Annotated in this window: 15 protein-coding genes; 6 read left to right on the forward strand and 9 right to left on the reverse strand. The window is 63.2% G+C overall.

What is annotated here, in order from left to right:
• Nucleotides 1-9: 9 nt before the first annotated feature.
• From ACVIGA_RS17055 to ACVIGA_RS17095, 9 genes are all read right to left on the reverse strand, one after another.
• Nucleotides 10-1,422, reverse strand: a complete 1,413-nt coding sequence (locus tag ACVIGA_RS17055; RefSeq protein WP_456667267.1) for a terminase large subunit domain-containing protein — start codon at nt 1,420-1,422, stop codon at nt 10-12.
• Nucleotides 1,419-1,604, reverse strand: a complete 186-nt coding sequence (locus ACVIGA_RS17060; protein ID WP_456667268.1) for a hypothetical protein — start codon at nt 1,602-1,604, stop codon at nt 1,419-1,421. The genes ACVIGA_RS17055 and ACVIGA_RS17060 overlap by 4 nt, the downstream gene beginning before the upstream one ends.
• Nucleotides 1,601-2,101: a hypothetical protein gene (locus ACVIGA_RS17065; protein WP_456667269.1), complete on the reverse strand. Its 501-nt coding sequence runs from the start codon at nt 2,099-2,101 to the stop codon at nt 1,601-1,603. Before ACVIGA_RS17065 ends, ACVIGA_RS17060 begins: the two co-directional genes overlap by 4 nt.
• Nucleotides 2,102-2,761: 660 nt before the next feature.
• On the reverse strand, nt 2,762-3,130 hold the full coding sequence (locus ACVIGA_RS17070; protein ID WP_456667270.1) for a hypothetical protein: 369 nt from the start codon (nt 3,128-3,130) through the stop codon (nt 2,762-2,764).
• Between the two features lies 1 nt (nt 3,131).
• Nucleotides 3,132-5,411, reverse strand: a complete 2,280-nt coding sequence (locus ACVIGA_RS17075; protein WP_456667271.1) for a VapE domain-containing protein — start codon at nt 5,409-5,411, stop codon at nt 3,132-3,134.
• Nucleotides 5,408-5,665 (reverse strand): helix-turn-helix transcriptional regulator, encoded by a 258-nt coding sequence (locus ACVIGA_RS17080; protein WP_456667272.1) that lies wholly within the window; start codon nt 5,663-5,665, stop codon nt 5,408-5,410. Before ACVIGA_RS17080 ends, ACVIGA_RS17075 begins: the two co-directional genes overlap by 4 nt.
• 61 nt (nt 5,666-5,726) lie before the next feature.
• Nucleotides 5,727-6,443 (reverse strand): hypothetical protein, encoded by a 717-nt coding sequence (locus ACVIGA_RS17085; RefSeq protein ID WP_456667273.1) that lies wholly within the window; start codon nt 6,441-6,443, stop codon nt 5,727-5,729.
• Nucleotides 6,440-7,711 (reverse strand): tyrosine-type recombinase/integrase, encoded by a 1,272-nt coding sequence (locus tag ACVIGA_RS17090; protein ID WP_456667274.1) that lies wholly within the window; start codon nt 7,709-7,711, stop codon nt 6,440-6,442. The genes ACVIGA_RS17085 and ACVIGA_RS17090 overlap by 4 nt, the downstream gene beginning before the upstream one ends.
• A 247-nt stretch (nt 7,712-7,958) precedes the next feature.
• On the reverse strand, nt 7,959-8,084 hold the full coding sequence (locus ACVIGA_RS17095; protein WP_275948971.1) for a hypothetical protein: 126 nt from the start codon (nt 8,082-8,084) through the stop codon (nt 7,959-7,961).
• Between the two features lie 101 nt (nt 8,085-8,185).
• Between ACVIGA_RS17095 and ACVIGA_RS17100 the strand changes: the two genes are divergently transcribed.
• The 6 genes from ACVIGA_RS17100 to ACVIGA_RS17125 all read left to right on the forward strand — a co-directional run bounded on the left by ACVIGA_RS17100 (nt 8,186) and on the right by ACVIGA_RS17125 (nt 18,201).
• On the forward strand, nt 8,186-8,506 hold the full coding sequence (locus tag ACVIGA_RS17100) for a hypothetical protein (RefSeq protein WP_223974373.1): 321 nt from the start codon (nt 8,186-8,188) through the stop codon (nt 8,504-8,506).
• 228 nt (nt 8,507-8,734) lie between these two features.
• On the forward strand, nt 8,735-9,475 hold the full coding sequence (locus ACVIGA_RS17105) for an outer membrane protein (protein ID WP_456667275.1): 741 nt from the start codon (nt 8,735-8,737) through the stop codon (nt 9,473-9,475).
• 237 nt (nt 9,476-9,712) lie between these two features.
• Complete coding sequence (locus ACVIGA_RS17110) at nt 9,713-11,857, forward strand: methyl-accepting chemotaxis protein (protein WP_456667276.1); 2,145 nt, start codon at nt 9,713-9,715, stop codon at nt 11,855-11,857.
• Between the two features lie 239 nt (nt 11,858-12,096).
• On the forward strand, nt 12,097-13,161 hold the full coding sequence (locus ACVIGA_RS17115; protein ID WP_212317191.1) for an MBL fold metallo-hydrolase: 1,065 nt from the start codon (nt 12,097-12,099) through the stop codon (nt 13,159-13,161).
• 186 nt (nt 13,162-13,347) lie between these two features.
• A complete protein-coding gene (gene hemA, locus ACVIGA_RS17120; protein ID WP_456667277.1) occupies nt 13,348-14,577 on the forward strand; it encodes a 5-aminolevulinate synthase in 1,230 nt (409 codons plus the stop codon).
• 114 nt (nt 14,578-14,691) lie between these two features.
• Nucleotides 14,692-18,201 carry a PAS domain-containing hybrid sensor histidine kinase/response regulator gene (locus tag ACVIGA_RS17125; RefSeq protein ID WP_456667278.1) on the forward strand — a complete coding sequence of 1,170 codons (3,510 nt, stop codon included), beginning with the start codon at nt 14,692-14,694 and terminating at the stop codon, nt 18,199-18,201.

Consider the following 18,201-nt stretch of genomic DNA (forward strand, 5'->3'; position numbering starts at 1 on the left):
GGTCGGCTCCTAGTGGTAGGGATTGCCAAAGTCAGTGCTGCTGTAATCGTCGGGACCATCGGACGGCCAACTGACGCGAGGGCCGTCTCTGTAGATATTGTTCTGTCCAGAGGTGTTTTGGTGCTCCATTGCCGCGTAGCGAGCGGCATCGGCCGCGTGATCGGGGCCGGTTGTCAGCACATCTTCAGGACGTGACGGATCGCGCTGGATGAAAGGCACGGTCTGCCAGAAGTATTTGCAGCGCGCGGTGATCCACATGCCCGGACGGCCGTTCCGCTCCTTGGCGTTGTGGAGCAGCTGCCGCATCGTGGACCAACCAGCGACCCGCTGCTTCTGGGGCCGTTGGAGATTCACGCCGAGCTCGTACAGAACTTGGAGGAGCGTATCCTGCAAGCCAGCGGCATCGTCGCCGACGCCATAGGTGTTCGCATTCCAGCGCCCGCACATCTCAAGGATCGCTTCAGCCAATTTCCCGGGAGGCCAGCGCAATCCCTCATTCGGGTCGTTCGGGTCTACGGTCGCAAGCTCATCAAGCAGGATGAGGCTGTTGCGAGGGAACGGCCCAATGTCGCCCGGAGCCTTGAGACATACGTAGGTGACCGAGGGCGCGGCGCTGCCCCAATCCATCGCGAGGTACGAGCGCCACTCCTTCGTGACGGGATACGGCCACGCGACGGGGAGCATGTGAACCTTCTCGTCGAGCGTGCCGCCGAAAAAAGCACCGCGCGCAATATTCCAATCGCCGTTGATCCAAGCCCGGAAGAGTTCGTCGTCGTTGCCGCATGCTGCCCGGAGGCGCCGCTTGTAGTCTTCGTGATCGAGATGCGGATTGTCGATCAAGGTCGAAGGACAATTCACCCACGTTTCGCCATCCAGCTCGTACGGATGCCAGGCAAGCTGCCGCGCGATGAAATTCTGATGGATGAGTGCGTGCAGCGGTCCGCCCGGGTTGGCAGTGCGGACCTCACGGAGCGGGATGCCTTCGGCGCCGCGCAAATTCGATTTCAGCAGGTCAACCCATCGGCGGTCGGCCAGCAGACCGAACTCGTCAATGATCAAGAGCGTGAAAGATCGCCCCTGATACTTCTTATATGCGTTCGGACCGTCGAGCTGACCGCATTCGACAATCGCACCATTGGGCAGCCGGAACGTGTGCTCTGCACGGTTGTGTCGAACGCCCTTGCCATAGGCGGTGGTGAGCAGGCCATCCAACTGCTCCTCCAGCTCCTGCGTTGCCTTGTGCGTCTCGCGGATGATGAGCGGCCGTGCGTCCTCGCCGTACTTCTCAACGTGCCGCAGCACGAGCAGCAACGCGCCGGTTGACTTGCCGCCACCACGGCCACCGGCCATGAGCAAGTTCCAATGCTCGGGAACAGACAACACGGTGGACTGATACGGCGTGGGTGCGAGGATGCTGCTCATAGCATCGGCTTTCGAGCACGGGTCGCAGTGCCGTCAGCGTTGCGACCACCTGTGTAGAGCGGCGGACGAATGCACTGGCGCGCGAAGACGGGATTGCCGACCGCGTCAACGCCAACCTGCTCCTGCTCGAACTCGCCCATGTCGCCGGGCTGAAACATGAATGGCGATCGCGTGGTGGTCACTGCTGATCCTCCACGGGCTTGGGCTGCTCGATTACGCTGACGGCGCGCAGGTAGGCTTCGGGCGTTGCAGCGTCGGGCAGGTTGATGATGATGTTGGGTCGCGCATCGGGCCTATCGCCCTCGACCCAACCGAGGCGAGCCTTGGTCAGGTAGATGGCGGCGACCACGTTGCCCTTGCGTGCGGCGGTCAGCAGGTGGTGTGTCAGTTCGTCAGCGAGCAGCGCCTTGCCACCGGTCATCGCCTCTTCGACGTTGGCATCGCGCTTCACGATGTCCATCAGCGTCTTGCGGTGGAGGCCGAGCTTTCGCGCGATGGTGGCTTGGTCCTGACCTTCAGCGGCCATCGCCTCGATGACCTTCAGGCCAGCAGGAGTGACCGTGCAGGTGGCGGTTCGGCTGGTGCCAGCACGGGTGATGAGCGCCGCACGCGTGGACAGCGCGAGCTGCAGAGCGGTCTTACTCTTGGGAGCGCCGGTGGTGGTTGGTTGCTTGGTCATAGGCGACCTGATAGCGCCCCAAAGCCAACGGAAACTCAGGTCTTATTCTCTGCGGTGGGTCGCGAGCCTGAGGTCTGCCCAGCGAGCCCTGTGGCGAGCTCCAAGGCGAGGGGGGAGTACGAAGCGGCGCGGCGCGAACCTTCTCTATGGAAGGGAGAGGCCGAACGGCGAAACGCTCAGCGCTAGTGAAGGTTAGTGCGAGCTGGTGCACGCCGGGGGAGCTCTAGGGGAGCTGCAAGGCGTCGATGAACCTCGTACTGCTGTGTTTGGGTGATTTCGCCGGTGTCTTTTTTAGCCGCGTGAGGGCCGGTTTCGCATGCCTACCGCCCAGGGTGCATCCGACCTCGTTCCTCGCGCGTTCTCGCTTTTCGTTCTCCACTGCAGGAACGACGAAAGCCCATGAGCTGATGGCCTTTCTTGTCCGTTCCTCTCGTTCCTCCTCTTATTCTAGAAAGAGAGTAGAGGTAGAGGGAGTAGGCCTACGGCCAGCCCTCTTGGGCAGAGATGCAAACCACCCCGCTGGAACGGAACGCGGGAACGATAGCGAATTCGTTTGCCTCTGGTGAGGCTTAGCCGTGCCTCCCCCAACAAGGAACGCCACCGGAGAAGGAACGCCTCACACCCAAGGCCCGACGCCCAGGTGCAAACGCCCAGCGGAAGCTAATGGTGCGACACGAGCGGCGCAAAATGAAGCTCCGGAGGCGGATCGCCATGGAAGAAGTGATACTCGGCCAGCAGCCGTTCCAGCCGCTCCCTGTAGTCCGCAGCGGCCTCGTTCGTCGACGAATACAGGAAGCAGGCATTCTCCGTCGTCGTCGTCCACACGTCGTCGAACGTGTGCGGGTCACGAGCAAACACCAGCGCGTCGTTGATGCACATCTCGTAGTCGGTCCAGCCGACGGAGCCCAGCCGCGAGTACTCCCGTGATACAGGCAGCCAGCAATGACGGTACGTCGGCGACTGCATCTTGATCAGCGCATAAGGCAAGACCTCTTGCCTGCCCAATGCCAACAATTGATGGATGCGCATGTCAGAACGGTGCCTCCTCTTGGACGAATTTCTCCTCGCGGTGTTCCTGATACGCGAGCGTTAGCTTGTTCTCGGGCGGTGCAGAGCGTTTGACCTCAATCAATCGGCGACTGCCTTTGACGTAGCACCAAGTCGGCACACCATTTACTCTCTGCCTTTTGCGCTCCCAGCCGAGCTTGCGGAGGCTCGTGCCAATGGCGGACTTGTTTTGCTGACTCTTGTGGGTAGGGCCGAGGCCTAGAATTGTCCAAGCGTCATCGCACTTGAACATGCCCTGGCGAGAGCCGAGGACATCCTCAAACACGTCCACGAATGGATGCATCTCTACCCTCGCCTCCTGCTCCACCGCAGCAGCCGTCCAAAGCCTTTCTTCCAGATGAATGCTAGCATCGGTTGCCTCGCGTGCACCAGCCTCCGCCCACAGTTGATCGCGATCGCGTCGAAGAGCTTGCAAGTCGAATTGTTTGATCTGCACCGGCCAGATGCGTCGGTTGCCCGTAGGATCGATAAGGTAATGCGCGCTATTCGTAGTACCTGCTAATACACATTGTCGCAGCACGTTTACCGAAAGGCGCTCGTAAGACATGCGCGCGTTGTCCGCTTGCCGCGAAAGAAAACTTTTAAGCAATTCAGATTTGGCTGCGCTAAGGCCATGCAGTTCAGCGGCTTCGATAATCCAATGCCCCTGCGTGACTTCGATGACCTCTTTGGACTTCGCGCCGAGAACCATGTTGTCGGTGAACCATTCGTCTCTCACCGCGAGGGTCCGCAGCGCGGTGGACTTATTGGTACCCTGGGCGCTCTCCAGAACGAGCAATTCGTCAAACTTCACACCGGGCTGTCGGACACGACGGACAGCAGCAGTCAGCCAGTGCAGGCCCACGGCACGGGTGTAATCCGTGCGCGGAGCACCGCCGTAAGTCGTCAACCAGCCATCGATGCGCGACACGCCATCCCAAACGAGCCCATCGAGATAGTCTACAACAGGGTGGAACTGTGCTTGGCGGGCTGTATCCAGCACGACGTCGAAGAACAAATCCTTCGTCGGCAGAAATCCGAAGCGCTCCTTGATAAGCAGCCGCAAGCGCCTAACCGAGTGATCGTCAAGAAACGGCCCCTCGCCGTCCAAGCCTTCGATCAGAGCTCTATCGCTAAACGTATCGTACCGGACCGTCACGCCTAACTCCCGCATAGCCACTACGATGTTTTTCGGCTCGGTTGATAGCGGCACGCCTTCCTTACTGACGATAAATTGGAGTTGATCCAGAGCGACCTGTTTCTTCGCCTGCTCAATCTGGCGGATCGCGTAGCGTTCAGCGCCCCGGCCCTTCTCCAAGATGCTTTCGCTGATGGCAAACTCGGGGTCCATCAGGATCGAGAGCACGGCGCCGTCGGGCACCTCACAGCGCAGCAAATTGCACACGCAGTCGAACACCCAAGCCGAACGGCTGTTGTCGCCCTCTTTGGGCTCGTCAGGATGCCGTCCCTGCACGCAGATAACCTTGACGCGGTCGGGGACGTTCCACTTATCGAGCTCGTTGATATCAGCGAGGCGCTTCACAGCGGCCGCATCGATATTGACGGCAACCGGTGCGGCAGCGGTCGTCGCAGCAACCGACGCAGGCGTGAATGCACTCAGCGGATGAACGTTCTCCGGCGCCCAAGTGATAAGCTCAGCGAGCGCAGGCTTGCGGCCCTTCTTAACCTTCACCGCATTCGGAAGATTGACGGTGCCGGGCAGCCGCATAACTCGTGAGATGTCGCTGCACGAGTCACCGCCGAAAAGCTGCTCAAGCTTCTGATTGTAGCGCTTGGCCTCCTCAGCCAGGGCGACATCGCCGCTAATCGGAATGGACTTTTCAAGTTTCCAGAACGCCTGCACGCCCGAGCCCGAAAAGACAACAGCGGTAGGCGCTGGGAAACCAGCGGGCAGGTTCTCGGCGAACAGGGCGATGCACCGCTTGCGCTCCGCCTCCAAATCCTCTCCCGCACGCGGGTCTACGTCTACGTGCAGGAACGCGACCTCCTCGATGTCGGTGAGCGCCGCTTTTTTGTTGAGGTCTCGCACAGTCGGGTTAACCGACCAGTAGAAATTGGTATCGCCGGTCTTGGCCTGCTCTGTGAGCCAATCAGACAGAGCTGTCTGCTGATGCGGACGGAACGTCTTGGTATCCGTGCCCTTTTTATCATTACGAATAGCCGTGAGCACCCATGGCCCATCGGGATGGACCTTGGTCAGGAAGTCGATTGCAGCATCGTTGTCAGGCTTCGGAAAGGTCATGCCGGGACCTTTCGATCTCGGCGCGATGCAACGGCCTGATGCGCACGCGTGCGACGGAGCCCAGCGCTGCTGTCAGCGGCCTCCACCTGGGCCTGCATCCATGCATCAACCTGCGACTCAAGGAACACAACCTTGTGCGGTCCAAGAGCGACAGAGCGGGGAAACGTTCCGGCCTTGATGCGCTCGTATAGCTCTGTCTTGCACAGGCAGACCCTGTCGAGCACCTGCTTCACGCTAATAAATCGCTCGGCCATGGCCGAATTCCTTCCAATAAATCACATGGAAGGCTTATGCCCCGAGTGTGGATGGTGAAACTTAGGTCTTATTCTTTTTGGTTCGTGGACGAAGGACGTTGCGCGTCAAGCCCGCCGCATTCGTGAGGGAATACCTTGGGTCGCCGCACTCCTGCATTACAAGAAACAGCAACCGGGCCTCGGCATTGCAGTATTTGAGGTTATATGGCCTTGGGCCAAAATTCGGTTTGAAGGTCTCTCCCACGGTAGCCTCCCACCAGTTGGCGATCCGCCGCACGATCGGAGGGAGATAGAAGAGAGGTGGGCCATCACTCCGATAGCGGTTGCCGCCGGGGTTGCCTCGTTCTCTCTTGTAGAGTTGATCGTAGAGCTTCACCCACTCCTTATCAGCCCATCGTTCAGAGTCATCATCCATTAGTCCGCGGTAATCATAGGAAAACGCCGGGTGGTTTGCACCGAGACGTTTTTGTTCGCGTTTATGAGCGAGAGCTCCCGCCCCGTAATCTTTGAAATTATCCTCGTACACTCGCTTGTAAGTTCGGGATCTCAATCGGCGCGCCTCCAAACGAAACATGCGTTTGGCTTCTACGAGCAGCGCGCGGACCGCACGAATGCTTGGCTGCAAATCAACACTTGGCTTTTCTACTTCCACATAAGTAGGGCGACGCTTGGTCTTATCGCGGCGACGTCGCATCAGAGGCATTGCCACCTGCGCAATGACGAATACGGCGGGGTCAGCGTCTTCGACGTCTACGTCCGGTGGGACAAGCTTGATCACCTCACCACCCCCATCACGTGCTGGGCATAGGCAGCGAGCGCGGCCTTCTTCTCCTCAAGGTACCCATACTTATTATATGTCTTCTGCAGGCCCGGTTTGGCATGCCCAAGGACAGCGTCACGGACCTCCTGATTGAAGCCCAGGTGAGCGAGGCGGGTCTCGCAGGTGACGCGGAAATCATGCACGCGGAAATAGGCCAGCTTGGCTTCCGGGTCGTCTTTCTGCATCGCGCCGAGAGCAGCATCATCCAGTCGCCGCTTGGCTTTCGAGAAGCCTGACACGGGAGTGGTGCCGTCCATCGTTGAGAAGATGAAGTAGTCGTTGCCCTCCCAAATAGGCAGCGTGTCGAAGATCGACCATGCTTCGTCGGATATCGGCACGATGTGGTCGCGCTTGCCCTTGTAGCGGGCCTTTGGAACTTCCAAGAGGCGCTTCTCTGCGCTGATCTCGGAGCGGGACGCAGCGGCCCATTCGTTGCGGCGTTGTCCTATTAGCATCAGCATTTGGTACATCGGACCGAATGGGTACATCAGACTGCGCGCCGCGTTCCATACATAGCGCAGTTCGTCATCCATCAGCGCCCTTCCCGCGTCCTCGTTGGGCTTCAGGTCGCCGCGCCGCATTCCGTGGACCGGGCTAGCAGCAACGATCTCACGGTCAACCGCCCAGTTGAAGAACCGAGACAGATGTTTGCGGACCTCGATGGCGATGGACGTTTTCTCGCTGGCGACCAGTTCGTCTAGCAGCTCGTGCACGTCACTGCGCCGAAGGTCCTGCACCGGCATATCGGACCACTCTGGCTCCACGTACCGTTTCAGGGTGCTCTGGATGTTCTTCCAGTTCTTCACGTTCGGCTTCAGCTCCAGCTCGACAAACCGAGCGCAGGCCTTCTCGAACGTGTTGGTATGCCGGATGAGGTTCTTTTCCCGGCGCTCATCCCGTGGGTCGCGCCCTTCCGTGGCCGCCTGGATGATCTTGCGCGCCTCGTCTCGGGCTTCCGTGAGCTCCAACGGCGGGGTCGCGCCCAAGGTGATTCGGTGTTGGGCTCCGGTAAGCAGCCGCCCGTTGCTGTTGGCGCCGCCCTCACCCGGCACCTTGTAGATGACGCTGAACGACTTGACGCCGCGCGGGGTCACACGAAGGACAAGCCCCGGGCAGACCTCGTCCTCAATCTCCATCCGGCCACTCGGCGGAGCGGCGGCCGGGTCGTATTTCAGCCGTTCGATGCTTTGTGGGGTGAACCGTTTCTGCTGACGCGTGCGAGCCATTGAATCCTCCGGGGGAGCGTCGGGGGAGCGAAAACTGCGCATTTCCATGCGAACTCGCCCGAACTCTACCGAAGGGATTATAGAGCGATTACAAAGCCTTGGGCCCTCAAATACTTACTCATGGTTACTATCTCGGCCGATACACCTCTACATTGGTAATGGAGAGGTCGACAGTTCAATCCTGTCTGGCAGCACCATTCTCCCAGCGATTGCTGCCATCATTGCGGGCATCGCCGCGTTCACCGCATCAATGCGCGAGCAGCAGCCCCGCCCCGCCGATCATCAACACGACGTAGAACGCGAACACACTGCCGACCCATTTCCAATCGATCTGTCCGTGTTCGGGGCTGAGGCTTTCGATGATGCCGTGCATGATGGTTTCCTTGAGAAGTCGCATGCGCGGCGTATAGACGGCTCCCCGAGCACATCATGTGACTCACTTCACACTTTACTGTCGCGGAGCGGACCCTAAGCGTGACCGGCCCAGAACTCAGAAAATTACGCAAACATCTCGGCGAGGCGCTCGGCCGGGAGCTGACGGCGGCTGACATGGCGAAGCTGTGCGGGCTGCCGGCGGCCGGCGGCGCCGAGAAACTCCGCAAATGGGAAGTCACCGGCCCGACCCCGAAGGTGGCGGGCCTGCTGCGCGTGCTGGCGATGGCGAGCGAGCACTATCCGATCCTGGAGAAGTTCGACGTGTTCGATCGCCACGACGTTCCGGTCAGGGATCGCGCCGCACGCCGCCAGGCGTTCCGCGAGCAGATGCGCGACGACGTGCGCAAGCGATTGGACTAGCAGACGGCTTGGTTAACGGAACAAGCGCGTCGCGCGCGGCGCGTTAAGCTTTCCGTCATTCCGGCTTAAGCGTTCGTTAGGCACAACAAAACGTTTCACCGCGAGGGGCGCGACTTAACGCGCCAAGTCGTCTTCCGGTGACAGCATTTTATTCAAATGCGGTCTAACGCATCGCCATGGATGGCGCCATTCACGCTGCGCCTCATGACTTGTCCGGAGACTGCCCCCATGAAGAAGTTCCTGCTCGCAACCGCAGCCGCAGCTGTTGCCGTCGCTGCCTTTGGCGCGACCGCCCAGGCCGCCGATCTCGGCTCCCGTGGCTATTACCAGAAGGCGCCTGTTTACGCCGCGCCGCTCTACAACTGGACCGGTTTCTATCTCGGCGGCCATCTCGGCGGCGTGTTCTCGCAGAACAACACGTTCAACGGCCTCGCGCTGTCGGACTCCAGCGCCCGCTTCATGGGCGGCGTCCAGGGCGGCTACGACTGGCAGCTGTCGCCGATGTGGGTGATCGGCCTCGAAGGCCAGTATTCCTGGGTCGGCGGCCACCAGCTCAACGCGATCTTCCCGGGCGGTTACGTCTACAACAACAACCAGCGCGGCATCGCCTCGATCACCGGCCGCGTCGGCTACACCTGGGGCCCGGGCCTGATCTATGTGAAGGGCGGTTACGCCTATTCCGACAACAGCGAAACGGTGACGCTCGGCGGCGCACCGATCGGCTTCGCGCTCAGCGACAACCACAGCAACGGCTGGACCATCGGCGGCGGCGCCGAATACATGTTCGCGCCGAACTGGTCGGCCAAGGTCGAGTACCAGTACTACGACTTCGGCGACAGCCGCTTCACCGCACCGGGCGCGCTGGTGCCGGTCGGCAGCTTCCACAATGACGAGCACACCGTGAAGGCCGGCCTCAACTACCGCTTCAACCTCGGCAACCTCGGTGGCCCCGCTTACGGCCGGTACTGAGGTTACTGATCACCACAACCAAGAGTGGAAAGGCCGGCTCGCGCCGGCCTTTTTGCATCCGAACGCGCGCATCTGTTCCGCACAGCGAACCAACACCGCGTTGGCGCGCGGCAGCCGCGAAAAATCCCGCAGATCGTCGCAATTTTCCCGATTTTGTTAACCCGCCGCACCGATACTCCCGCGCCGGGGAAACATCCAAGAGTAGTGGCCAGGAGTATGGCCAGGGGGCACGGGGCAATGGCGTTTCGTTTCAAGCTCGGCAAACCAAATCTCAAGCGTATCCATCTGCCGCAGATGGGCGTCAGGGGCAGCCTGTTCGCGGCATTCGCCGTGATCGCAGGCATGGCGCTGGTAATCAGCGCAGGCGCCGGCATCGTGCTGCATCAGCTCGGCGGCACCATGAGCGATCTCTCCGGCCGCGACATTCCGCGGCTCGCCGCGAGCCTGCAGCTTTCCGCGCAGAGCGCCTCGCTCGCAGCCCAGGGGCCCGGCCTGCTCGCCGTGCAGAGCGAGGATGCGCTGAACGACCGCACCAAGAAGGTGCAGGAGGTCGCGCAGCAAACCAATGCCAAGCTTGGCGAGATCATCGAACTCGGCGCCGACAAATCCGTCGTCAGCGCGCTGCAGGAGAATGTCAAGAACACCGACGAGGCGACCAAGAGCCTGATCTCGGCGGCGCATGAACGGCTCGATGTCGGCGCGCTGCGCGACAAGCAGTACAACGCGCTGCGCAAGGCGCAGGGCGCTTTCGTCTCCGCCGCCGGTCCGGCGATGCTCGATGCGCAGACCCGGCTCAACGCCATCCTCGGCGCGGCCGATGTCTCCGCAGACGCTGCCACCGAAGCGGCCCGCACTGTCGGCCAGATCGGCAACGTGCTCGCCGCCGGCAATCTGATGGCCGCCGACATGACCGCGGCGCTGTCGGCCAATTCCAGCGAGACGCTCGATGCGATCGAGGCGGAGTTCAAGAAGGGCCGCGACCGCGTCAAGTCCAACCTCGAGGACCTGCCGAACAATCCGGCGATCGTTGCCGTGCGCGACACCGCGCAAAAGCTGCTGGTGCTCGGCGAGGGCAAGACCGGCGTGTTCAAGATCCGCCAGAAGGAGCTCGACGCGATCGATTACGGCCAGACCATCCTGGAAGAGACCCGCAAGCTCAATGTCGGGCTCGGCATCAGCGTCCAGCAGTTGGTCGACGCCGTGCAGAAGGAGACCGACTCCGCAACCTTCCAGGCACGGCAGCAGATCTCGCTCGCGACCACGGTGATGATCGGGCTCGGCGCGCTGACGCTGGTCGGCTCGTTCCTGTTCGTCTGGCTCTATGTCGGGCGCAACATCCTGCGCCGCATCCGTGGCCTGCAGCGCTCGATGCAACTGTTGTCCGACGGCGACCTCGACACCGAGATCCCGCAGAGCCGCCAGCGCGACGAGATCGCCGTCATGGCCGACTCGCTGCAGGTGTTCCGCGAGAGCATGATCGAGAGCCGCGAGCTCACCGAAAACCAGAACAAGGACCGCTCCGCCAAGGCCGAGCGCGCCTCGCGCATGGAGACCCAGATCGTCGCGTTCGAGTCCAATGTCCGCGGCGCGCTGGGCAGCCTGCAAACCGCTGCGAACTCGATGCAGTCGACCGCGCAGAGCATGTCGGCGACCGCCGACCAGTCGAGCGCATTGGTCAACGCGGTGGCCTCGGCCGCCGAGGAGACCTCGGTCAACGTACAGACGGTGTCGGCCGGCACCGAGGAGCTGTCGTCATCGATTTCCGAGATCGGCCGCCAGGTCGTCACCTCCGCAGAGATCGCCCGCAAGGCGGTCGAGGAAGCCAGCGCCACCGACACAACCATGCAGGGCCTTGCCGACAATGCCGCGCGGATCAGCGTCGTGGTCGACCTGATCCAGACCATCGCCTCGCAGACCAATCTCCTGGCGCTCAACGCCACCATCGAGGCGGCGCGCGCCGGCGAGGCCGGCCGCGGCTTTGCCGTGGTCGCCTCCGAGGTGAAGAACCTTGCGAGCCAGACCGCCAAGGCGACCGAAGAGATCCGCCAGCAGATCGTCAGCATGCAGGAGGTGACGACGACGGCGGTCACCGCGATCCGCAACATTTCGAGCACGATCGGCGAGATCAACGACGTCACCACCGCGATCGCCGCCGCGGTCGAGGAGCAGGGCGCGGCGACCCGCGAGATCGCCCGCAACATCCAGCACGCCGCCGGCGGCACCAGCGAGGTGTCGAGCAACATCGTCGGCGTCTCGACCGCCTCGGCCGAAGCCGGCGCCGCAGCCGGCGAGGTGCTCAGCGCCTCCGACGCGCTGCGCCGCGAGGCCGACGTGCTGCGCTCCGAAATCGACGGCTTCCTGTCGAGCATCCGCGCGGCGTAACGAGCTACGTCGTTCCGGGGCTATGCGAAGCATAGAACCTCAGGTGCGCAACTGCGCACCGGGGAATCTCGAGATTCCGGGTTCGCCTCTTCGAGGCGCCCCGGAATGACGGCGCAAACTCACGCACCCCGCTTCGCTTGATCCGGGCTACGGAATTCTTGGATTTCCCACCACATTCTCCGGACGACTATCTGATTTTTCGGCTGGCGCGGCGGCCCGGGTCCCGCTAAGTCGGTAGCATGCATACGAAGACCGACAGCCTGCCCTCCTCGGCGGAGGCATTGCGATACCCCTGGGAGAACCATCCCGGCCACGACCAGGTCGTGGAGGTTGCCCCCGGCGTGCTGTGGGCGCGGCTGAAGCTGCCGTTCCGCCTCAACCATGTGAACATCTACCTGCTCGCCGACGGCGACGGCTGGACCATGGTGGATGCCGGCTTCGGCAATGAGGAATCGATCGCGGCCTGGACCACGTTGTTCGAGGGACCGCTGAAGCACGTCAAGGTCAAGCGGCTGATCGTGACGCATTCGCATCCTGATCATGTCGGCCTCGCCGGCTGGATCACCGAGCGCTTCGACTGCCCGCTATACATGTCGCAGGTGGAATACCTGCAATCGGTCTATCACCAGAACCGCGGCACCGAGGAGCGGCGCAACGCGCAGCGGCTGTTCTTCCGCCGCCATGGGATGGACGAGGACCTGACCGAGAAGCTGCTCGGCCGCGGCCAGGATTACCTGAAGCGCGTGTCGGTGCTGCCGCCGTCCTATCACCGCCTCACCCATGGCGACGAGGTCGTGATCGGCACGCGGCGCTTCAAGGTGATCACTGGCGGCGGGCACGCGCTCGACCAGGTGATGCTGTATTGCGCGGCCGACAAGCTGTTCCTGTCCGCCGACCAGGTGCTGAGCAAGATCTCGCCCAATGTCAGCGTCTGGGCGGTCGAGCCCGAGCAGAACTCGCTCGGCGAATATCTGGCCTCGCTGGCCAGCCTGACCACCACCCTGCCCTATGACGTGATGGTGCTGCCCGGCCATGGCGTGCCGTTCTATGGGCTAAAGACCCGGATCAAGCAGCTCGCCGATCACCATGAGGAGCGCTGCCGCCTGATCGCCGAGGCCTGCCGCGAGGTGCCGCAGACCTCCAAGGAACTGGTCCCGGTGGTGTTCCACAAGCACGTGCTGGACGAGCACCAGATGGGCTTCGCCGCTGGCGAGTTGGTCGCCCATGTCAACTACATGCTGGTCGAGGGCCGCCTGACGGCCGAGATGCACGACGACGGCATGCTGCGCTTCAAGACGACCTGAGCGCCGGGCCGGGCGGCAAGGCATCGCCCGGCGATTTGACCAAAATCAAGCCAAACCGAGCTAGCTAGGGCAATTTGCCCAACTGCGGCGCATGCCCGGATGTGGGCCAGTGCATAGACATTAGAGCTGGAAAAGCTCTAAGAAGAGGCAGCTTTTCCGGTCAGGTTCCGCTTTCTGGGTTCGCCGATGAATTACAGCCAGTTTTTCCAAACCGCCCTCAACCGCCTGCATGACGAGCGGCGCTACCGGGTGTTCGCCGACCTCGAACGGATCGCGGGACGCTTCCCGCACGCGACCTGGCATTCGCCGAAGGGCAGCCGCAACGTCGTGATCTGGTGCTCCAACGACTATCTCGGGATGGGCCAGCACCCCAAGGTGGTCGGCGCCATGGTCGAGACCGCGACCCGCGTCGGCACCGGCGCCGGCGGCACCCGCAACATCGCGGGCACCCATCATCCGCTGGTGCAACTCGAGGCCGAGCTCGCCGACCTCCACGGCAAGGAAGCCTCGCTGCTGTTCACCTCGGGCTATGTCTCGAACCAGACCGGCATCTCGACGCTCGCCAAGCTCGTTCCGAACTGCCTGATCCTGTCGGACGCGCTGAACCACAATTCGATGATCGAAGGCGTGCGCCAGGCCGGCTGCGAACGCCAGATCTTCCGCCACAACGACGTCGCGCATCTCGAGGAGCTTTTGATCGCCGCCGGCCCCGACCGGCCGAAGCTGATCGTCTGCGAGAGCCTTTATTCGATGGACGGCGACGTCGCGCCGCTCTCCAAGATCTGCGATCTTGCCGAGAAATACGGTGCCATGACCTATGTCGACGAGGTGCACGCGGTCGGCATGTACGGCCCGCGCGGCGGCGGTATTGCCGAGCGCGACGGCGTGATGCACCGCATCGACGTGCTCGAAGGCACGCTGGCGAAGGCGTTCGGCTGCCTCGGCGGCTATATCGCGGGCCGCGCCGAGATCATCGACGCGGTGCGCTCCTACGCGCCGGGCTTCATCTTCACCACCGCGCTGCCGCCGGCGATCTGCTCGGCCGCAACCGCTGCGATCCGCCACCTAAAGACCTCGAACTGGGAGCGCGAGCGCCATCAGGACCGCGCCGCCCGCACCAAGGCGATCCTGACCGCCGCCGGCCTGCCTGTGATGTCGAGCGACACCCATATCGTGCCGCTGTTCGTCGGCGACCCCGAGAAGTGCAAGCGCGCCTCCGACCTGCTGCTCGAGGACCACGGCATCTACATCCAGCCGATCAACTATCCGACGGTCGCCAAGGGCACCGAACGGCTGCGCATCACGCCCTCGCCCTACCATGACGACGGCCTGATCGACGCGCTGGCCGAGGCCCTGCTCCAGGTCTGGGACGGGCTCGGCCTGCCGCTGCGCCAGAAGTCGCTGGCCGCCGAGTAACCCTATCCGCGTCCACCCCCGAATTTGGGCCGGCCGTGCATCGCGCGGCCGGCCCTTTGCGTTATAATCCTGGCACCCGGCCCTCCCAGCGGCCGGGACAGGAGATGAGCAGCGATGCTGCACGACTGGGGCGTCATCGCCACGGCGTTCGCCTACATCGGATTGTTGTTCTTCATTGCCAGCCGCGGCGACCGGAGGTCGGCGGGCGCGCGCGGCCGTGCCAGCCAGTGGATCTATCCGCTGTCGCTCGCGATCTACTGCACCTCCTGGACCTTCTTCGGCTCGGTCGGCTTCGCCACCCGCACCAGCGTCGACTTCCTGGCGATTTATGTCGGCCCGATCGTGATGATCGGGCTGTGCACGCCGCTGCTCCGCCGCGTCATCGCGCTCGCCAAGTCGCAGAACATCACCTCGATCGCCGACTTCATCGCCGCGCGCTACGGCAAGAGCCAGGCGGTCGCGGCCACCGTGGCGCTGATCGCGATCATCGGCTCGGTGCCCTACATCGCGCTGCAGCTCAAGGCGATGGCCTCATCCCTGGAAACCATCCTGAGCGAGGATCAGGCGTTCTCGAAAATCCCGATCATCGGCGACATCGCGCTGATGGTGACGCTGGCGATGGCGGTGTTCGCGGTGCTGTTCGGCACCCGCCACACCGACGCGACCGAGCACCAGCACGGACTGATCCTGGCGATCGCCGCCGAATCCATCGTCAAGCTGGTCGCCTTCATCGCCGCCGGCGCCTTCGTCACCTTCTGGATGTTCTCCCCGGTCGAACTCTACGAACGCGCCCTGAAGACGCCGGAAGCGGTACGCGCGATCGAATATGTCCCGTCGATCGGCAACTTCCTGATCATGACGCTGCTGTCGTTCTGCGCGGTCATGCTGCTGCCGCGCCAGTTCCATGTCAGCGTGGTCGAGAATTCGACGCCCGGCGAAGTCACCCGAGCGCGCTGGCTGTTCCCGCTCTACCTCGTCGTCATCAATATCTTCGTGATTCCGATCGCGATCGCAGGCCTCGTCATCTTCCCGTTCGGCGCCGTCGATGCCGACATGTTCGTGCTGGCGCTGCCGATCGAGGGCAATGCGCAATTGCTCAGCCTCGCGGTGTTCGTCGGCGGACTTTCGGCGGCGACCGCGATGGTGATCGTCGAATGCGTCGCGCTGTCGATCATGGTCTCCAACGACATCGTGCTGCCGCTGGTGCTGCCGCGCAGCGACGATGCCCGCGCCGGTCAGAAGGACTTTGGCGACTTCCTCCTGAAGGCGCGCCGCTTCTCGATCTTCGCCATCATGGTGCTGGCGTATTTCTACTATCGCGCGCTCGGCAACACCCAGCTGGTCGCAATCGGCTTGCTGTCCTTTGCCGCGATCACCCAGCTCGCGCCGGCGTTCTTCGGCGGGCTGTTCTGGCGCCGCGCCACCGCACGCGGCGCCATGGCGGGCATGCTGGTCGGCTTCGCGATGTGGCTCTACACGCTGTTCATCCCGAGCTTCCTCGAAAACTCGACCACCGGCCTGATGCTGCTGCAGCATGGGCCGTTCGGGATCGAGGCGCTGCGGCCGCAGGCGCTGTTCGGCGCCGATTTGCCGCCGCTGCTGCACGGCGTGCTGTGGAGCCTTGCGCTCAACATCGTCACCTACGTCTTGTTCTCCCTGGCGCGCGCGCCGTCCTCGATCGAGCTGTTGCAGGCCGACGTGTTCGTGCCCAACGCACTGGCGCCGATCGCGCCGAGCTTCCGGCGCTGGCGCACCACGGTGACGGTGCAGGACATCGAGAGCACGGTGACGCAATATCTCGGCCCCGACCGCACTCGTGAGGCGTTCGCGGCATTCGCCCTCGACCGCAATATCGTGCTGTTGGCATCGGCGCCGGCCGATTTCGAGCTGCTGCAGCACGCCGAGCGGCTGATCGCCTCCTCGATCGGGGCAGCGTCCTCGCGCCTCGTGATGTCGCTGCTGCTGCAGCGGCGGACGGTGTCGGCCAAGGCCGCGCTGAAGCTGCTCGACGACTCCCACGCCGCGCTGCATTTCAACCGCGAGATCCTGCAGACCGCGCTCAATCACGTGCGCCAGGGCATCGCGGTGTTCGACGCCGATCTGCAGCTGATCTGCTCCAATCGCCAGTTCTCCGAACTGCTCGCGCTGCCGCCGCATCTGGTGCAGCTCGGCATCCCCTTGCCCGAGATCCTCGAATTCATGGGCGCGATCAGTCCGCCGCCGACCGGTGACAGCAACAACCTGCTCCAACTGCGGCTGCGCGCCTACACCACCGAGGGCGAGCCCTATCTGGAACGCTTCACCGACCGCCATCTGGTGATCGAGGTCCGCGCCAACCGTATGCCCGGTGGCGGGCTCGTCATCACCTTCTCCGACGTCACGCCGAGCTTCGAGGCCGCCGAGGCGCTGGAGCGCGCCAATGCGACGCTGGAAAAGCGGGTCCGCGACCGCACCGAAGAGCTGACGCGGCTGAACTCCGAGCTCGCGCTCGCCAAGGGCATCGCGGAGGACGCCAACGCCTCCAAGACCCGCTTCCTGGCGGCGGCTAGCCACGACATCCTGCAACCGCTCAATGCGGCGCGGCTCTACGTCACGAGTCTCGTCGAACGCCAGAACGGCGGCGAGGATTCGCGCCTGGTCGAGAACATCGACGACTCGCTCGAGGCGATCGAGGACATCCTGGGCGCGCTGCTCGATATCTCCAGGCTCGATGCCGGCGCCATGACGCCGGCAATCACGAGCTTCCGGATGGCCGATTTGATGCGCTCGCTGGAGATCGAGTTCATGCCGATCGCGCGCGACAAGGGCCTCGATCTGCGCTTCATCGCCTGCTCGCTGCCGGTCGAATCCGACCGCTCGCTGCTGCGCCGGCTGTTGCAGAACTTCATCTCCAACGCGATCAAATATACCCCGCGCGGCCGCGTGCTGATCGGCTGCCGCCGCCGCGGCGACACGCTCCAGATCAGCATCTTCGACACCGGCGTCGGCATTCCGGTGCAGAAGCGCGGCGAGATCTTCAAGGAATTCCATCGCCTCGAGCAGGGCGCCCGGATCGCCCGCGGCCTCGGTCTCGGCCTGTCGATCGTCGAGCGGCTGGCGCGCGTGCTCAACCATCGCATCGCGATCTCGGCCAATGTCAGCGGCGGCTCGGCGTTCTCGGTCACCGTGCCGGTCGCGACCGCCGTGAACCATACCGCGGCCGTCACCACCGCCACGCCGCTGTCGAAGACCCCGATGAGCGGCTCGCTGATCGTCTGCATCGAGAACGATCCCGCCATCCTCGACGGCATGAAGACGCTGCTGACGGCGTGGGACGCCGAGGTGATCGCGGTGCTCGATGCCGACGGCGCGATCAGCGCGATCGAGGCCGCCGGCGGCCGCGTCACCGGCGTGCTGGTCGACTATCATCTCGACCGCGGCAACGGCGTCGCCGCGATCCGCGAGATCCGCCGCCGCTTCGGCGACGGCATTCCGGCGATCCTGATCACCGCCGACCGCAGCCCCGCGGTGCGTCTGGCCGCGCGCGAGGAAAACATCGCGGTGCTGAACAAGCCCGTGAAGCCGGCCTCGCTGCGCGCGCTGCTCGGACAATGGCGCACCCAGCAGATGGTGGCGGCGGAGTAG

It is taken from the genome of Bradyrhizobium sp. USDA 3240 (assembly GCF_054063295.1).

What these genes read in the sequence shown, in the direction of transcription:
- ACVIGA_RS17090 (WP_456667274.1), bottom strand. Translation starts at nt 7,711, where the DNA reads ATGGCTCGCACGCGTCAGCAGAAACGGTTCACCCCACAAAGCATCGAA.
- ACVIGA_RS17115 (WP_212317191.1), top strand. Translation starts at nt 12,097, where the DNA reads ATGCATACGAAGACCGACAGCCTGCCCTCCTCGGCGGAGGCATTGCGA.
- ACVIGA_RS17110 (WP_456667276.1), top strand. Translation starts at nt 9,713, where the DNA reads ATGGCGTTTCGTTTCAAGCTCGGCAAACCAAATCTCAAGCGTATCCAT.
- ACVIGA_RS17055 (WP_456667267.1), bottom strand. Translation starts at nt 1,422, where the DNA reads ATGAGCAGCATCCTCGCACCCACGCCGTATCAGTCCACCGTGTTGTCT.
- ACVIGA_RS17070 (WP_456667270.1), bottom strand. Translation starts at nt 3,130, where the DNA reads ATGCGCATCCATCAATTGTTGGCATTGGGCAGGCAAGAGGTCTTGCCT.
- ACVIGA_RS17075 (WP_456667271.1), bottom strand. Translation starts at nt 5,411, where the DNA reads ATGACCTTTCCGAAGCCTGACAACGATGCTGCAATCGACTTCCTGACC.
- ACVIGA_RS17105 (WP_456667275.1), top strand. Translation starts at nt 8,735, where the DNA reads ATGAAGAAGTTCCTGCTCGCAACCGCAGCCGCAGCTGTTGCCGTCGCT.
- ACVIGA_RS17080 (WP_456667272.1), bottom strand. Translation starts at nt 5,665, where the DNA reads ATGGCCGAGCGATTTATTAGCGTGAAGCAGGTGCTCGACAGGGTCTGC.
- ACVIGA_RS17095 (WP_275948971.1), bottom strand. Translation starts at nt 8,084, where the DNA reads ATGCACGGCATCATCGAAAGCCTCAGCCCCGAACACGGACAGATCGAT.
- ACVIGA_RS17065 (WP_456667269.1), bottom strand. Translation starts at nt 2,101, where the DNA reads ATGACCAAGCAACCAACCACCACCGGCGCTCCCAAGAGTAAGACCGCT.
- hemA (WP_456667277.1), top strand. Translation starts at nt 13,348, where the DNA reads ATGAATTACAGCCAGTTTTTCCAAACCGCCCTCAACCGCCTGCATGAC.
- ACVIGA_RS17125 (WP_456667278.1), top strand. Translation starts at nt 14,692, where the DNA reads ATGCTGCACGACTGGGGCGTCATCGCCACGGCGTTCGCCTACATCGGA.